Annotated in this window: 14 protein-coding genes and 11 tRNA genes; 24 read left to right on the top strand and 1 reads right to left on the bottom strand. The window is 55.8% G+C overall.

Annotation, left to right across the window (positions count from 1 at the left end):
- Positions 1–74: 74 nt before the first annotated feature.
- Complete coding sequence (locus tag AC1P02_RS01175; protein WP_125608195.1) at positions 75–2,084, bottom strand: methyl-accepting chemotaxis protein; 2,010 nt, start codon at positions 2,082–2,084, stop codon at positions 75–77.
- Between the two features lie 239 nt (positions 2,085–2,323).
- Between AC1P02_RS01175 and ruvA the strand changes: the two genes are divergently transcribed.
- The 24 genes from ruvA to AC1P02_RS01055 all read left to right on the top strand — a co-directional run bounded on the left by ruvA (position 2,324) and on the right by AC1P02_RS01055 (position 14,972).
- Positions 2,324–2,938: a Holliday junction branch migration protein RuvA gene (gene ruvA, locus AC1P02_RS01170; protein WP_005313314.1), complete on the top strand. Its 615-nt coding sequence runs from the start codon at positions 2,324–2,326 to the stop codon at positions 2,936–2,938.
- An 8-nt stretch (positions 2,939–2,946) separates the two neighbouring features.
- Positions 2,947–3,957 carry a Holliday junction branch migration DNA helicase RuvB gene (ruvB, locus tag AC1P02_RS01165; protein ID WP_005313309.1) on the top strand — a complete coding sequence of 337 codons (1,011 nt, stop codon included), beginning with the start codon at positions 2,947–2,949 and terminating at the stop codon, positions 3,955–3,957.
- 934 nt (positions 3,958–4,891) lie between these two features.
- The gene (locus AC1P02_RS01160) at positions 4,892–6,448 is read left to right on the top strand and encodes a cytochrome ubiquinol oxidase subunit I (RefSeq protein WP_005313307.1); all 1,557 of its coding nucleotides are present in this window, start codon (positions 4,892–4,894) and stop codon (positions 6,446–6,448) included.
- A 12-nt stretch (positions 6,449–6,460) separates the two neighbouring features.
- Positions 6,461–7,597, top strand: a complete 1,137-nt coding sequence (gene cydB, locus AC1P02_RS01155; protein ID WP_005313305.1) for a cytochrome d ubiquinol oxidase subunit II — start codon at positions 6,461–6,463, stop codon at positions 7,595–7,597.
- Positions 7,598–7,611: 14 nt separating this feature from the next.
- Positions 7,612–7,728, top strand: a complete 117-nt coding sequence (gene cydX, locus AC1P02_RS01150) for a cytochrome bd-I oxidase subunit CydX (protein ID WP_005313303.1) — start codon at positions 7,612–7,614, stop codon at positions 7,726–7,728.
- Positions 7,715–8,026 carry a cyd operon YbgE family protein gene (locus AC1P02_RS01145; protein ID WP_005313299.1) on the top strand — a complete coding sequence of 104 codons (312 nt, stop codon included), beginning with the start codon at positions 7,715–7,717 and terminating at the stop codon, positions 8,024–8,026. The genes cydX and AC1P02_RS01145 overlap by 14 nt, the downstream gene beginning before the upstream one ends.
- Positions 8,027–8,131: 105 nt before the next feature.
- Positions 8,132–8,539: a tol-pal system-associated acyl-CoA thioesterase gene (gene ybgC, locus AC1P02_RS01140; RefSeq protein WP_005313296.1), complete on the top strand. Its 408-nt coding sequence runs from the start codon at positions 8,132–8,134 to the stop codon at positions 8,537–8,539.
- On the top strand, positions 8,529–9,218 hold the full coding sequence (tolQ, locus tag AC1P02_RS01135; RefSeq protein WP_005313294.1) for a protein TolQ: 690 nt from the start codon (positions 8,529–8,531) through the stop codon (positions 9,216–9,218). The genes ybgC and tolQ overlap by 11 nt, the downstream gene beginning before the upstream one ends.
- The gene (gene tolR / locus AC1P02_RS01130; protein WP_005313291.1) at positions 9,218–9,664 is read left to right on the top strand and encodes a protein TolR; all 447 of its coding nucleotides are present in this window, start codon (positions 9,218–9,220) and stop codon (positions 9,662–9,664) included. The genes tolQ and tolR overlap by 1 nt, the downstream gene beginning before the upstream one ends.
- Positions 9,665–9,669: 5 nt before the next feature.
- The gene (gene tolA, locus AC1P02_RS01125; RefSeq protein WP_485183661.1) at positions 9,670–10,833 is read left to right on the top strand and encodes a cell envelope integrity protein TolA; all 1,164 of its coding nucleotides are present in this window, start codon (positions 9,670–9,672) and stop codon (positions 10,831–10,833) included.
- A 94-nt stretch (positions 10,834–10,927) separates the two neighbouring features.
- Positions 10,928–12,253 carry a Tol-Pal system beta propeller repeat protein TolB gene (tolB, locus tag AC1P02_RS01120; protein WP_011898362.1) on the top strand — a complete coding sequence of 442 codons (1,326 nt, stop codon included), beginning with the start codon at positions 10,928–10,930 and terminating at the stop codon, positions 12,251–12,253.
- Positions 12,254–12,302: 49 nt separating this feature from the next.
- Complete coding sequence (pal, locus tag AC1P02_RS01115; RefSeq protein ID WP_005313284.1) at positions 12,303–12,827, top strand: peptidoglycan-associated lipoprotein Pal; 525 nt, start codon at positions 12,303–12,305, stop codon at positions 12,825–12,827.
- A gap of 86 nt (positions 12,828–12,913) precedes the next feature.
- Entirely contained in the window at positions 12,914–13,711 is a 798-nt protein-coding gene (gene ybgF / locus AC1P02_RS01110; RefSeq protein WP_447832063.1) for a tol-pal system protein YbgF, read from the top strand.
- Between the two features lie 174 nt (positions 13,712–13,885).
- Positions 13,886–13,961: transfer RNA gene (locus tag AC1P02_RS01105), tRNA-Lys, on the top strand.
- 30 nt (positions 13,962–13,991) lie between these two features.
- A tRNA-Val gene (locus AC1P02_RS01100) sits at positions 13,992–14,067 on the top strand.
- Between the two features lie 58 nt (positions 14,068–14,125).
- Positions 14,126–14,201: transfer RNA gene (locus tag AC1P02_RS01095), tRNA-Lys, on the top strand.
- A gap of 21 nt (positions 14,202–14,222) precedes the next feature.
- A tRNA-Val gene (locus AC1P02_RS01090) sits at positions 14,223–14,298 on the top strand.
- A gap of 22 nt (positions 14,299–14,320) precedes the next feature.
- Positions 14,321–14,396: transfer RNA gene (locus tag AC1P02_RS01085), tRNA-Lys, on the top strand.
- 17 nt (positions 14,397–14,413) lie between these two features.
- Positions 14,414–14,489: transfer RNA gene (locus AC1P02_RS01080), tRNA-Val, on the top strand.
- A gap of 23 nt (positions 14,490–14,512) precedes the next feature.
- A tRNA-Lys gene (locus AC1P02_RS01075) sits at positions 14,513–14,588 on the top strand.
- Positions 14,589–14,605: 17 nt separating this feature from the next.
- Positions 14,606–14,681: transfer RNA gene (locus AC1P02_RS01070), tRNA-Val, on the top strand.
- A 23-nt stretch (positions 14,682–14,704) separates the two neighbouring features.
- Positions 14,705–14,780, top strand: a tRNA-Lys gene (locus AC1P02_RS01065).
- Positions 14,781–14,797: 17 nt separating this feature from the next.
- A tRNA-Val gene (locus tag AC1P02_RS01060) sits at positions 14,798–14,873 on the top strand.
- 23 nt (positions 14,874–14,896) lie between these two features.
- A tRNA-Lys gene (locus tag AC1P02_RS01055) sits at positions 14,897–14,972 on the top strand.
- Positions 14,973–14,989 lie beyond the last annotated feature (17 nt).

The raw sequence follows: 14,989 nt of genomic DNA, 5'->3' as shown, positions 1-14,989 counted from the left end.
ACAGGGAGGGCCCTGTGGCCCAAGGGCTAAATTTAGCGCAGCGGGAGAAAGCGGGGGCGGGGCCCCCGCCCGTGTCAGACCCGAAATTGCGACAGCAGTCGCTGTTGCAGCAGGCTGGCCTGATGGAGGGAGGAGGCGAGCTGCAGGCACTCCTGCGCCTCCTGCTCCCCTGTCTGGGCCTGCAGGCTGATGCCGGAGACCTTGTCCGAGGTGTGGCTCAGAGTGTGGGAGAGCTGACCTGTGGCATCCGCCACCTGCTGTACCATGTCGGCCAGATGGTCGATGGCCTCCTCCACCTTGAACAGGATTTGCTTGGTGTTGTCGGAGTCCTCCATCCCCGATTCCACGGTTTTCAGGTTGCGCTGCATCATCAGATAAGCCTTCTCGGTTTGCTGCTGAATGCTGTTGATCACCTCGGTTATCTCGGCGCTGGAGGCGGCAGTGCGGTTGGCCAGGGTGCGTACCTCGTCCGCCACCACGGCAAAGCCCCGGCCCATTTCGCCGGCCCGGGCTGCCTCGATGGCGGCGTTGAGGGCCAGCAGGTTGGTTTGCTCCGAGATACTGCTGATGGTGGAGATGATCTGGCCAATCTGGCTGGCCTGCTCCTTGAGGGCGTTGATGGCATTGGCACATTCCCCCACTTCCACCACCACTCGCTGCATGCCTGCGCTGGCAGAGGCCACATACTGACTGCTCTCCGTTGTCAGCTGACGGACCTGATTGGCATTTTGTGCGGCCAGACTGCAGTTATCCGAGATGGAGGTGGCGACCTGTACCATCTGCTCGCTGTCGTGGTGCAGCGCCTGGGCGTGTTCGGCGGTCTGACGGCTGCTCTGGCTGATGGCCTCGACCCGGTTGACCGAGGTGTGCACGTGGTCGCTGATGTGCTGATTGTTGTCCATGGTGGAGCTGATCATCTTTTGCAGCTTTTCGATGAAGCGATCCACGCTGCCCGCCAGCGAGCCTAGCTCGTCGTCCCGCTTGAGGTTGATACGAGCGTTGAGATCCCCGTCGCCCGCGGCTATGTCCTGCATGCGCTTGTCAACTTGCAGCAGGGGTCTGACTATGGTGCGTACCAGCCAGAAGCCACACAGAGTGACAATCAGCAGGCTCAGCACCAGACCGCCCAAGATCAGGTTTTTGGTATAACCGATGATGGTATTGAGCTGGTTCACCTGATCCTCGACGGTCGCATCGCCCTGGGCCTCGACCTCGACCAGCGCCTGCTTGAGTTGTTCGGCACTGCTCTCGTAAAGAGCCAGCTGGCGCTGGTAATCAGTCAGGGCCGCGATCCACTCACTTGTCAGCCGTGTGCTGTCGGCCAGCAGGGCGCGGTACTGAGTGGAGAGTGACTGGCCGGCAAACTCCCCCTCACCGGGCACATCGAACAGGCCGGTCGCCAGCATGCCGTCCACCGCTTCCTGATAGAAGCGGTTTGCCTCCGCCAGTTCGGCCTGGATGGCGGGGGTGGGGCCTTCACTCTGCATCTTCTCCAGAGCATAGAGCTGACGCAGGAAACCTATGTTGGCCTCCATGCCGCCGTCAGCCGCCTGCCAGCGAGTGGAGAGGCCGCCGTTCCAGCTGATGGCCTGATCAGGTGACTGGGTGAGGCTCTCTACCGCGCCATCACCGATCACCTCCAGCTGGGTTGAGAGGCGTGACATGCGCTCCGAACTGGCGCGCAGTGCCTGATCGATACCGGTAAAGGTGCGGTAGAGCGTCAGCAGTTTTTCCTGCTGTTGCTGATACGTCTGCTCATGCTGGTTCATGGTACTGATGGCCGTCGTATCGATGAGCTTGCCTTCCTCAACCCGCTGCAGGGCGTCAGTTGCAGCCTGTTTGGCTCGCTGCAGCTCGGGCTCGTCGAGGGGCATGCCTCTGAGCATTTTCTGGATATACAGAGACTGGTTGCCCAGCTCGATGGATCCCTCCATGGCGCCATCGGCAGTTTGCCAGGCGGCGCCCAATACATAGGAGAGCAAGTCGGCCAGCCGCTGGCTGCCATACCAGCCAATCGCTCCCATGCCCAGTGTGCAACCGAGCAGGATAGTCAGCCCAAGATTCGATGTAGTGACAATTTTCATGATGCAGGACCTTCCCTGGTTCCGAACAAACCCAATTCAGTGTTCTATCAATGGCCAAGATTCGCCATTCCCGGTGGAAAATAAAGTTACTGCCCAGATCCGATCCAAGCATGGCTCCGAAAGCGCCAGAATGCCGAGAATCCTCTGTCATCCGTCACCGCCCTATGCTGGATACTTATCCAGTTATTCTTTATGCTATGACCCAATTTACAGATAGATGGTTTGGCGAGGAGAGAGCCGTGATTGGTCGCTTGAGAGGCGTAGTCATTGAGAAACAACCCCCCGAGGTGCTGCTGGAAGTCGGGGGCCTGGGTTATGAAGTACAGATGCCCATGAGCTGCTTCTATGATCTGCCCGAGATCGGCAAGGAAGTGACCATCCACACTCACTTCGTGGTGCGGGAAGATGCACAGCTGCTGTACGGCTTCAATCACAAGCAGGAGCGGGCGCTGTTTCGCGAGCTGATCAAAACCAATGGCGTCGGCCCCAAGCTGGCGCTGGCCATTCTCTCCGGCATGACCGCTACCCAGTTTGTGCTGAGTGTCGAGCGTGAGGAGATAAGCTCCCTGATCAAGTTGCCAGGCGTGGGCAAGAAGACCGCCGAGCGGCTGGTGGTGGAGATGAAGGACAGGCTCAAGGGCTGGGTCAGCCACGATCTCTTCTCGCCGGCCGAGATCAGCCTGCCAGCCAGGGAGAGCGTCCTGCGTGCTCCGGATTCGAGCGAAGAGGCGGCCAGTGCACTGGTGGCGCTTGGCTACAAGCCGCAGCAGGCCAGCCAGATCGTCAGCAAGATAGCCAAAGAGGGAATGTCGGTGGAAGATATCATCCGTGAATCCCTGCGTAGTCTGGTGTGAGGTAGGCAATGATTGAAGCGGACCGTCTCATTTCCGCCACTGGCGTGCGTGAGGATGAGATCATCGATAGGGCCATACGGCCAAAGATGCTGGCCGATTACACAGGTCAGGATCCCGTCTGCGAGCAGATGGAGATCTTCATCGAGGCGGCCCGCCAGCGTGGTGAGGCACTCGATCACCTGTTGATCTTCGGCCCGCCGGGTCTGGGCAAGACAACGCTTGCGAACATAGTCGCCAACGAGATGGGGGTCAACATCAAGACCACCTCGGGCCCTGTGCTGGAAAAGGCCGGTGATCTGGCGGCCCTGCTCACCAACCTCGAACCGAACGACGTCTTGTTCATCGATGAGATCCACCGTCTCAGCCCTGTGGTGGAGGAGGTGCTCTATCCGGCGATGGAGGATTACCAGCTCGACATCATGATAGGGGAGGGCCCTGCCGCTCGCTCCATCAAGCTCGACTTGCCACCCTTTACCCTGATCGGGGCCACCACCCGGGCCGGTTCCCTGACCAGCCCGCTGCGGGATCGTTTCGGCATCGTCCAGCGGCTGGAGTTTTACAACGTCAAGGATCTGACCGATATCGTCTCTCGCAGTGCCCGCTGTCTGGGACTGGAGATGACAGGTGACGGGGCCCTGGAGTTGGCCCGTCGCTCTCGCGGTACTCCGCGTATTGCTAACCGCTTGTTGCGCCGGGTGCGCGACTTTGCCCAGGTCAAGTCTGATGGCCGGATCGATGGACCCATAGCGGCCCGTGCCATGGACATGCTGGACGTGGACAATGAAGGTTTCGACTTCATGGACCGCAAGCTATTGTTGGCTGTCATAGACAAGTTTATGGGGGGCCCTGTGGGTCTCGATAACCTGGCGGCTGCCATAGGTGAAGAAAAAGATACTATCGAGGATGTACTGGAACCTTATTTGATCCAGCAGGGCTACCTGCAACGTACACCCAGAGGGCGGATGGCGACACCAAGAGCTTATGCACATTTTGGCCTGCAACGGCCAGATGAAAGGTGAAAACAGCTGTTTGAACAAAAAACCGCCATCAAGGGCGGTTTTTTGTTATCCGGACATAAAAAAGCCCACGGCACAGGCGGTGGGCAAAGACAATTCAGGATGGATGTTCACAGACAGTGAGTGCGTCTGGACACAGACCGGAAAAAACAGAGGAGCCGTCGCGAGGCCTCAGAGTCGGTTCATTTGATAGAGCTGAACGAACGAAAGCTTGTAGTAACGGATGGTTTTAGCAACAAACTTTTTCATCTTAAATTCCAATAGACAGGTTCGAAATGTTCATCGAATACGTGCCGGGAACCCGGATTGACCGGCCTGTATCCAAGGGGATGCCCTCACTGCGAGGCGCATTGTAGGGGCTCTGTCTGACTCGGACAAACAAGAAAAATTGAGCATGTCAGATTAGATTAACTAATCATTTATCTGGTCTGTTCAATTAGCATGAAAATGCGTTTTTACTGGTTTTAAATTGAGTTGGTTGGCAGCGTTGGCAGGCGGGGGAAACATAATGAAATTCACGTTGGAAGTCATTTTTTAACAGAACTGCCACTTATTGATCGAGATAATAAAATTGATTTAAATCAATGATTTGTGATTTTCAGTTTTTTGTGACACAGCTCTCCAAATTAAATGGAATTGAGCGTGAAAATGCCTTTAAAAGGCATGTATTCATGGTGGTTTTACATTGATTTCAATCAAATAAAGGTGATATAAAACACCGGTCATTATGGGCAGGAATAAAGCAAGCTAGATTGTTTTGCAATTGTTAAACATTAGCTTTTTTTGTTCCTCGATATTGCCTTGTTGTTAATGCTGGTAGCAGTCGAAACCGGTCGTCAGTGCAAACTGGAACATGACCGATCATTCGGGGACTTCCAACGGAAGCTTTGTCCTTAAAACTTAAAATAGCCGTGCCAATAATCGGTGAGGAAACATCATGATTGCTGAGCATGTGGTAGACCTATCGCGGTTCCAATTTGCTGCGACGGCCCTTTATCACTTCCTGTTTGTGCCCCTGACGCTCGGAATGGCCTTCATTCTGGCGATCATGGAATCTGTCTATGTGATGACCAACAACACTGTCTACCGGGACATGACCAAGTTCTGGGGCAAGTTGTTTGGTATTAACTTCGCCCTCGGGGTTACCACAGGGCTGACCATGGAGTTTCAGTTCGGTACCAACTGGGCCTACTACTCCCACTATGTCGGTGATATCTTCGGGGCCCCGCTGGCCATCGAAGGGCTGATGGCGTTCTTCCTGGAATCCACCTTTGTCGGCATGTTCTTCTTTGGTTGGGACCGCCTGACCAAGCGTCAGCATCTGGCTGCAACTTGGTTGATGGCGCTGGGAACCAACCTTTCCGCCCTCTGGATCCTGGTTGCCAACGGCTGGATGCAGAACCCGGTCGGTGCCGAGTTCAACTTCGAGTCCATGCGGATGGAGATGGTGAGTTTCGCCGAACTGGTCTTCAACCCGGTCGCTCAGGTCAAGTTCGTCCATACGGTCGCGGCTGGCTACACCACGGGCGCCATGTTCGTGCTGGGCATCTCTTCTTACTACCTGCTGAAGAATCGTGATGTGGCCTTCGCCCGTCGCTCCTTCGCCATCGCAGCTGCCTTCGGTATGGCCTCCATCCTCTCTGTGCTGATCCTGGGTGACGAGTCCGGCTACGAGACAGGTGAAGTGCAGAAGGTGAAGCTGGCGGCCATCGAAGCCGAGTGGGACACAGAACCTGCACCGGCTGCATTTACCCTGTTCGGCATTCCGAATCAGGAAGAGATGCGTACCGATTACGCCATCAAGATCCCCTATGCGCTCGGCATCATTGCTACCCGCTCTCTGGACGGCCAGGTGACCGGCCTCAAGGATCTGAAGAGCGAGCACGAGCTGCGTGTGCGTAACGGCATGAACGCTTACGACCTGCTGACCAAGCTGCAATCCGGCGACAAGTCCGAAGATACCCTGGCACGCTTCGATGAAGTGAAACAGGATCTCGGCTATGGTCTGCTGCTCAAGCGTTACACCAGCAATGTGACAGACGCGACCGACGAACAGATCAAGGCCGCCGTGGATGACTCCATCCCGCAGGTTCTGCCGCTGTTCTTCGCTTTCCGCATCATGGTTGCCTGCGGCATGCTGATGCTGGTACTGATCGGTCTGGCCTTCTATGACAGTGCTCGTCACCGTATCGGTGAGCGAAAGTGGCTGCTCAAAGCCCTGCTGTGGGGTATTCCGCTGCCCTGGATCGCCATCGAGGCGGGCTGGTTTGTCGCCGAATATGGCCGTCAACCCTGGACCATAGCCGAAGTGCTGCCGACCTCGCTCTCTGCATCCAACGTGCCTGCGTCCGAGATCTGGTTCTCCCTGATCGGGATCTTCCTGTTCTATACCGTACTGCTGATCATCGAGATGTACCTGATGTTCAAGTATGCGCGTCTGGGCCCAAGCAGCCTGAAGACGGGCAAGTACCACTTCGAACAGAGCAAGGTATAAGGAGAGTAACCCATGTTTGATTACGAAATGTTGCGTCTGGTCTGGTGGGTACTGGTTGGCGTCTTGCTGATCGGCTTCGCCATCACCGACGGTTTCGATATGGGGGTGGGCGCATTGCTCCCCTTCGTCGGCAAGAAGGATGTGGAGCGTCGGGTGATGCTCAACACCATGGGCCCGCACTGGGAAGGCAACCAGGTATGGCTGGTCACGGCGGGCGGTGCCCTGTTTGCGGCCTGGCCCATGGTCTATGCGGCGGCCTTTTCGGGCTTCTACATCGCCATGATCCTGACCCTGATGGCGCTCTTCTTCCGTCCGGTCGGTTTCAAGTATCGTTCCCTGCGTGAAGACGCCAAGTGGCGCAGCAACTGGGACTGGGCGCTGTTTATTGGCAGCGCAGTCCCCCCCATAGTGTTCGGGGTGGCCTTTGGCAACTTGCTGCAGGGCGTGCCGTTCGAATTCAACCAGTTCATGATGCTGACCTATCACGGCAACTTCTTCGGCCTGCTCAATCCGTTCGGCATTCTGGCCGGTCTGGTGAGTCTGTTCATGCTGGTCACTCAGGGTGCGACCTGGCTGATGATGAAGACCGATGGTGAGGTGCTGGCGCGTTCCCGCACTGCAGCCATGATCTGCTCCCTGCTGACCCTGGTGCTGTTCGGCCTGGCTGGCTGGTGGGTGAGTGGCATGGACGGCTACGTGGTCGTCAAGGCGGCTGCGACCGATGCGGTATCCAATCCCATGAACAAGGAAGTGGTGCGCCAGGCCGGTGCCTGGATGAACAACTACGCCCTCTATCCCTGGATGATAGCCGCGCCGTTACTGGGCCTCTCCATGAGCCTGCTCACTGCGCTGTTTGCCAAGCTGAATAAAGGCTGGGTGGCGTTTACCTGTTCTTCATTGGCGGTTGCCGGCGTGATCCTGACCGCAGGCTTCTCCATGTTCCCGTTCGTGATGCCCTCGAGCCTCGAGCCGTCACTGAGCCTGACCATGTGGGATGCCACCGCATCGTTCAACACCCTGAAGGTGATGACGGTGGCGGCAGCTATCTTGGTACCGATTGTGCTGGCTTATACCATCTGGACCTACGTCAAGATGTTTGGTCGGGTGACCAGCAAGCACATCGAAGACAACCAACAATCGCTCTACTAAGAAGGTGCCCTGATATGTGGTATTTCACCTGGATCCTGGGTCTGTTGCTGGCGTGTTCATTTGGCATCATCAATGCGCTCTGGCTGGAACACAGCGAGAACATGGATCGTCAGATCGATGAAGACAAGTGATCGGCTCGCCCGGTTGGCCGCTCCTCTGGAGCGCCAACCCTGGCAGGGGTTGATGTTGGTAGCGGCGGCCCTGTTGGCCGTTGCTATTTTACAGGCCCCCAACCTGGTGGCCGCCAACACCAGTGAGCATGGGCTGTTGCTCGCTCCCTGGCTGATGTGGGCGGTCTGTTGCGGCGTCATGCACGGGCTGGGATTCCATCCCCGCAGCCTCATTGGCCGAGTGTTGTTTTGCCCCTGGCTCGCCTTGCCCAGTTTGTTGTATGGGCTCTGGTTGACCCAAGGCTATTTCCTTTCATAAAAAACGGGGGGAGGCAGGATTTCCCTGTCTCCCCCTGCTTCTTTCCTATTCAGCCCTGCGCTATGATAGCCCCCCATCTGACTGTCGAATGGATCACAGATTTTTATGGGGGAAGTCTCTGAGTTTCCGGTACGTGTCTACTACGAAGACACAGATGCCGGGGGCATCGTCTACAACGCCAATTATCTCAAGTTTATGGAACGTGCTCGCACCGAGTTTCTGCGCAGCGGCGGCATCGAACAGGATGTCTTGCTGCAAGCCGGATTCGCGTTTGTGGTGAGTCGAACAGAGATCGATTTCCGCTCGGCGGCCCGTTTTAATGAATTGTTGACCGTAATAACGCAAGTGACTGAAGTGAAACGTGCATCCATGCGCTTCTCACAGCAGATCCTGGCGGCTGATGGACGACTGATCACCCAGGCCATGGTACAGATAGCCTGCGTCAGTCATCCGCATATGAAACCTGTTGCAATACCAGAAAATGTGAAGGGAGTGCTGTTAAGTGCACGCTGAAATTTCGTTTATTGGCCTGTTTTGGCAAGCCAGCCTGTTGGTAAAACTGGTCATGATGACCCTGATGGGGATGTCGGTTGTCTCCTGGGCGCTGATCTTTCAACGCTCCAAGGTCATCAAGGCGGCCAATCTGGCATCCGAGCAGTTTGAAGACCGCTTCTGGTCCGGGGTCGATCTCAACCGCCTCTATCAGGAGTCTTCCTCCCGCCGCGATGATATCGAAGGCATGGAAGACATCTTCTATTCCGGCTTCAAGGAGTATGCTCGCCTGCTCAAGGCGGGCGCCCGTGGCCAGGATGCGGTGATGGACGGTACCTATCGTGCCATGCGGGTATCGCTTTCCCGCGCGGTGGACGAGCTGGAATCCAACCTGCCAGTGCTGGCAACCGTCGGCTCCATCAGCCCCTATATCGGCCTGTTTGGTACCGTATGGGGCATCATGAACGCCTTTATCGCCCTGGGCCAGGTACAACAGGCTACTTTGCAGATGGTGGCTCCTGGTATCGCGGAAGCGCTGATCGCGACTGCCATGGGCCTGTTTGCCGCTATTCCTGCGGTTATTTTCTATAACCGGTTTACCAACAAGGTAGAGAAGCTGGAGAACGCCTACGCCAACTTCATGGACGAGTTCACCACCATACTGAACCGTCAAATTGCACAGCAGCAGGGTGATCAGTAATGCAAACCTATCAGCGGATCCGGCGCAAGAAGGTGTGCGAGATCAACGTGGTTCCCTATATCGACGTCATGCTGGTGCTGCTTATCATCTTCATGGCGGTGACGCCGGTGATCACGCAAGGGGTCAAGGTTGACCTGCCGCAGGCAGAATCCGAGCAGTTGCCGGAAGATGCCAAGCCCCCCTTCATTGTCAGCGTCAATACCGAAGGCGAGTACGTCATCAAGGCCGGTGAGGCCGACGATGAGCCGGTGCCTGCCGGAACGCCCGAGGCGATGCAGCAATACATCACCGAAAAGGCCATGGGCTATCTGGCCATCAACCAGAACGCCCCCGTCGTGGTGGCGGGTGACAAGTCCGTGCGCTACGAAGAGGTGATACTGCTGATGGTGGCCCTCAAGAATGCGGGCGTGCCTCAGGTTGGCCTGATGACAGATCCGGTGAACTGACGGAGATGGATGTGAAGCGTGGTATTTCCGGTTATCTCGTCGCGTCGCTGCTGCTGCACCTGATCGTCGGCATCATTTTGCTGGTCGGGGTCGACTTCAGCAAACCGAAGCGGCCAGAGTCGAAGGGGCAGATCGTCAATGCCGTCATGCTCGACGAGAACTTCCTCAACGAGCAGGCCAAGCAGATCCAGCAGCAGAAGTCTCAGCCCAAGCCCCAGAAGGTAGAGAAAGAGCAGGAGAAGGAAGACACGGACCTCGCCAAGCGTGAGCTGGCCCAGCAGCAGGAGCGGCTGCGTATCGCCGAAACCAAGCGCAAGGAAGCCGAAGAGGCGACCCGCAAGGCCGAGGCAGAGAAGCAGAAAAAAGTCGCCGAGCAGAAGCAAGCGGAAGAGAAGGCCCAAAAAGCCGAGGAAGCCCGCAAGCTGGAAGAGCAGAAAACCAAGACGGCGGAATCTGAGCGCAAGGCTGCAGAAGCCGAGAGCAAGGCGCTGGCGCTGAAGAAGAAAAAGGAACAAGAGAAGAAAGAGGCCGAGGAGAAGCAAGCCAAGGCTGAGGCGGCCAAGAAAGCGGACGCTGACAAGAAGGCCAAGCAGGAGGCCGAGAAGAAAGCCAAGGCCCAAGCGGACAAGAAAGCCAAGGCAGAGGCCGAGAAAAAGGCCAAGGCGGAAGCGGACAAGAAAGCCAAGGAGGCCAAGGAAGAAGCTGCCAAGAAGGCAAAAGCTGACGCAGAGAAGAAAGCCAAGGCCGAAGCTGACAAGCAGGCCAAGATAGCGGCCGAGCGCAAGCGTAAAGCAGCCGAGCAAGCCAAGTTGCAAAAAGAGATGGAAGACATGATGCAGCAGCAGCTGGCGGCTGAGGCCAATGCCCGCAGTCAGGCTGCATCCGCGGCAGCGCAAGGTGAAGTCGACAAATATGCGGCTCTCATCAAGGCCACTGTTGAGCGTTATATGATTTTGGATCCCACCATGCGGGGCAAAACATGTACTATCGGTGTGCGGCTTGCCAGCACCGGCTTTGTCATATCGGTAGATAACGGCCAGGGTGACCCGGCAGTATGTCGTTCCGGCAAAGCGGCCGTATTGAAGGCCAATCAACTGCCGGTACCGAAGGATCCTGCGGCCTTCGAGATGTTGAAGGAATTCAACCTCAAGTTGGAACCGAGCATCTAGGCATGAGAAAACGGGGTCGTTTACTGTGGTTGGCAGCGTCTTGCTGAGAATGGAATGTAACCTCTCACTTTTATTGGAACCGAGTATTTAAGCCATGATAAGAAAAGTGTTTTTTGCTTTGGTTGGCTGTTTGTTGCTGAGCCAGAGTGCTCAGGCGGCCTTGGACATCGTCATCACTGGCGGTATCGACAGTGCGCGACCGATTGCCATTGCACCCTTCAAGTGGGAAGGCAATGGCCAGTTGCCGCAGGATATCGCGGAAGTGGTCTCCAACGACCTGATGCGAAGTGGCAAGTTCAAACCGCTGGCCCGTGGCCAGATGCCGCAAACCCCTAGCTCCAGTGGCGAGATCAACTTCGCACCCTGGGCGTCCCAGGGGGTTGAGGCAGTCGTGGTCGGTTCCATTGCTGCCGTCGGCGACGGTACTTACAAGATCAACTTCGAGCTGGTCGACGTACTGAAGGGCCAGCTGGCCAAGACTCAGGGCGGAGAGAGCAACGGTTACATTCTGGACAGCCGGATGGCGACCATACCGGGTGCCCAGATGCGCCAATTTGCTCACCGTATCTCCGACATCGTCTATGAGCGTCTGACGGGCGAACGTGGTGCCTTCCTGACCCGGATTGCCTATGTCTCGATCGAGCAGGGGGCCCAGTTCCCGTATCAGCTGCGTATCTCCGATTACGACGGCTACAACGAGAAGACGCTGCTGCGCTCCCGCGAGCCGCTGATGTCACCGGCCTGGTCGCCGGACGGCAGCAAGCTGGCTTACGTGAGTTTCGAGAACCAGAAGTCTGAAATCTATGTGCAGGACATCTACAACCAGCAGCGTAGCCTGATCTCCAGTTTCCGCGGTATCAACGGGGCGCCAAAGTGGTCTCCAGATGGTCGTCGATTGGCTATTGTACTGTCCAAAGATGGTCAGCCTGATATCTATGTTATTGATGTTGCAAGCAAGCAGCTGACAAGGGTGACAAATACCCGGGTGATCGATACTGAACCGGCCTGGATGCCTGACGGGCAAACTTTGATTTTCACCTCTGAACGTGGTGGCAAACCCCAGATTTATAGCGTAAATTTGGCGACTGGCGTCACTCGCCGGATGACCTGGGAAGGAGAATCCAACCAGGGTGCCTCTGTCACGCCGGACGGCAAGTCCATGGTGATGGTGACCCGGGTTCAGGGACAATATCGCATCGCTCGTCAAGATATGGAAAGCGGAGCAATGTTGGTATTGACCCAGAGTGCTCTGGATGAGTCGCCAAGTGTGGCTCCCAATGGCAGCATGATCATTTATGCCACCATCTATCAAGGTCGCAAGAGCCTGGCGTTGGTATCGACCGATGGTCGTTTCAAGGCGGTTCTTCCGACCAGTAGCGGTGAAATTCGTGCACCAGCTTGGTCGCCCTTCTTGAATTGATAAAAATTCGATTGTTTTTTGTTTTGTTATAAAGGTTTAAGGAAATAGCATGCAACTCAATAAACTGCTCAAGGGTTTGGCCATCGCACTGCCACTGTTCACCCTGGCCGCTTGTAGCTCCTCTTCTGATTCTGACGCCGCTGGCGCCGAGTCAGGTATGACCGACGGCATGGGCGGTGTACAAACCGGTGGCGCCAACGGTATGTTGTCCCCGGAAGAGCAGATGCGTCAGAAGTTTGAAGCACTGCAACGTGACAACGTGATCTACTTCCCGTTTGATGGTTATGACATTCAGGGTCAGTACGCCGACCTGCTGGATGCACACGCCAGCTACCTGCGTGAGCGTCCGTCCGTCAAGGTGTTGATCGAAGGCCACGCCGATGAGCGCGGTACTCCGGAATACAACATCGCGTTGGGCGAGCGTCGTGCCAAGGCTGTTGCCAAGTATCTGCAAACCCTGGGTGTGCAGGCTGAGCAGCTCTCCATCGTCAGCTATGGCGAAGAGAAGCCGCTGGATCTGTCTCACACCGAGGATGCCTTTGCCAAAAACCGCCGTGCGGTTCTGGTTTACTAAGGTTTGATCCGAATTTAATTCGTATATAAGCAAGCGGCCATTTCGATGGCCGTTTTATTTGCACTAAACGCTAAGGTTTATTCCGAATGAAGCTCGTGTATAAGCAAGCGACTATTGTGATGGCCGTCTTATTTGCACTGAGTGCTCAGGCGGCTGCGCCTGTGAGCGACCTCAGTGGCAATGGCGGTGGTGGCGTGGCCCTCAGCGGCAACAATGGCGCCATCATGCCCACAGGCAGCCTGGAAGACAGGGTTGCCTTGCTGGAACGCACCCTCAATGCCCGTCTGCGCCTGCAGGCCGAATTGCAGCAACAGGTGGATTCCCTGCAAGGGGAGGTCTCTGAACTGCGTGGCCAGCTGGAGCAGCAAACCTACCAGATGGAACAGTCGCAAGAGCGTCAGCGTCAGCTCTATCAAGAGCTGGACAAGGTGGCCAACAGCAAGCCTGCTGCTCCCGCCACGCCTGCGGCCGGTGCGAGTGCAGCCCCTGCGGCAAACTACTCTGCCAATCTGGATGAGAACCAGGCCTACGATGCGGCCGTGAACATGGTACTCAAGGACAAGAACTACGACAAGGCCATTCCCGCCTTCGAAGGGTTCATCAAGCAGTACCCGAGTTCGAGCTATGTGCCGAATGCCCACTACTGGCTCGGTCAACTGCTGTTCAACAAGGGGGACAGGACCGGTGCCGCGGCGCAGTTCTCCACGGTAGCGAACAAGTTCAGCAAGTCTCCCAAGCGGGCCGATGCCCTGCTGAAACTGGGTATGCTGGCACAACTCGATGGCAAGAAAGCGGAAGCCAAAACCTTCTATGAGCAGGTGATCAAGGGCTACCCCAATACCTCGCCAGCCCAATTGGCCAAGCAGAGTCTGAGCAAGTTGTAACATTGCCGTAGGTCACTGTTTTCGTAACAATCTTGTAAATACGGCCCTGCTTTGTATGCGCAGTGAACAAACAGATTTAATTTAAGAATTTTCTATTGCGCCAGGATGATAAATCCGTAATATAGGCCGCCGTCAGAGCCGGAGCAGTATTGCAGCCGGTCCTGGTCGTGGTGAGGGTCGTTAGCTCAGTCGGTAGAGCAGTTGACTTTTAATCAATTGGTCGCTGGTTCGAATCCAGCACGACCCACCATTTCTCCATCAGGTGGAGACAGAATTCCCAGGTCGTTTAGCTCAGCTGGGAGAGCACCTCCCTTACAAGGAGGGGGTCACTGGTTCGATCCCAGTAACGACCACCAGATTTGTGAGTAGAGTTGAAACTGTTTGCCGAAGGCGAACAGTGCCAGGCAAAGGTGGGGGTCGTTAGCTCAGTTGGTAGAGCAGTTGACTCTTAATCAATTGGTCGCTGGTTCGAACCCAGCACGACCCACCAGTTTGGCAACAAGCATTCCCAGGTCGTTTAGCTCAGCTGGGAGAGCACCTCCCTTACAAGGAGGGGGTCACTGGTTCGATCCCAGTAACGACCACCAGTTTGTAAAAAATGATTTAGATGGGTCGTTAGCTCAGTCGGTAGAGCAGTTGACTTTTAATCAATTGGTCGCTGGTTCGAATCCAGCACGACCCACCATCATTTCCAGAATCCCAGGTCGTTTAGCTCAGCTGGGAGAGCACCTCCCTTACAAGGAGGGGGTCACTGGTTCGATCCCAGTAACGACCACCAGTTTGTAAAAAAATGATTTAGATGGGTCGTTAGCTCAGTCGGTAGAGCAGTTGACTTTTAATCAATTGGTCGCTGGTTCGAATCCAGCACGACCCACCATCATTTCCAGAATCCCAGGTCGTTTAGCTCAGCTGGGAGAGCACCTCCCTTACAAGGAGGGGGTCACTGGTTCGATCCCAGTAACGACCACCAGTTTGTAAAAAAATGATTTAGATGGGTCGTTAGCTCAGTCGGTAGAGCAGTTGACTTTTAATCAATTGGTCGCTGGTTCGAATCCAGCACGACCCACCATCATTTCCAGAATCCCAGGTCGTTTAGCTCAGCTGGGAGAGCACCTCCCTTACAAGGAGGGGGTCACTGGTTCGATCCCAGTAACGACCACCAGTTTGTAAAAAAATGATTTAGATGGGTCGTTAGCTCAGTCGGTAGAGCAGTTGACTTTTAATCAATTGGTCGCTGGTTCGAATCCAGCACGACCCACCATCATTTCCAGAATCCCA

The sequence above is a fragment of the Aeromonas sp. TS_SC_11 genome (assembly GCF_057318915.1).
This window is presented reverse-complemented; position numbering and strand designations above follow the sequence as displayed.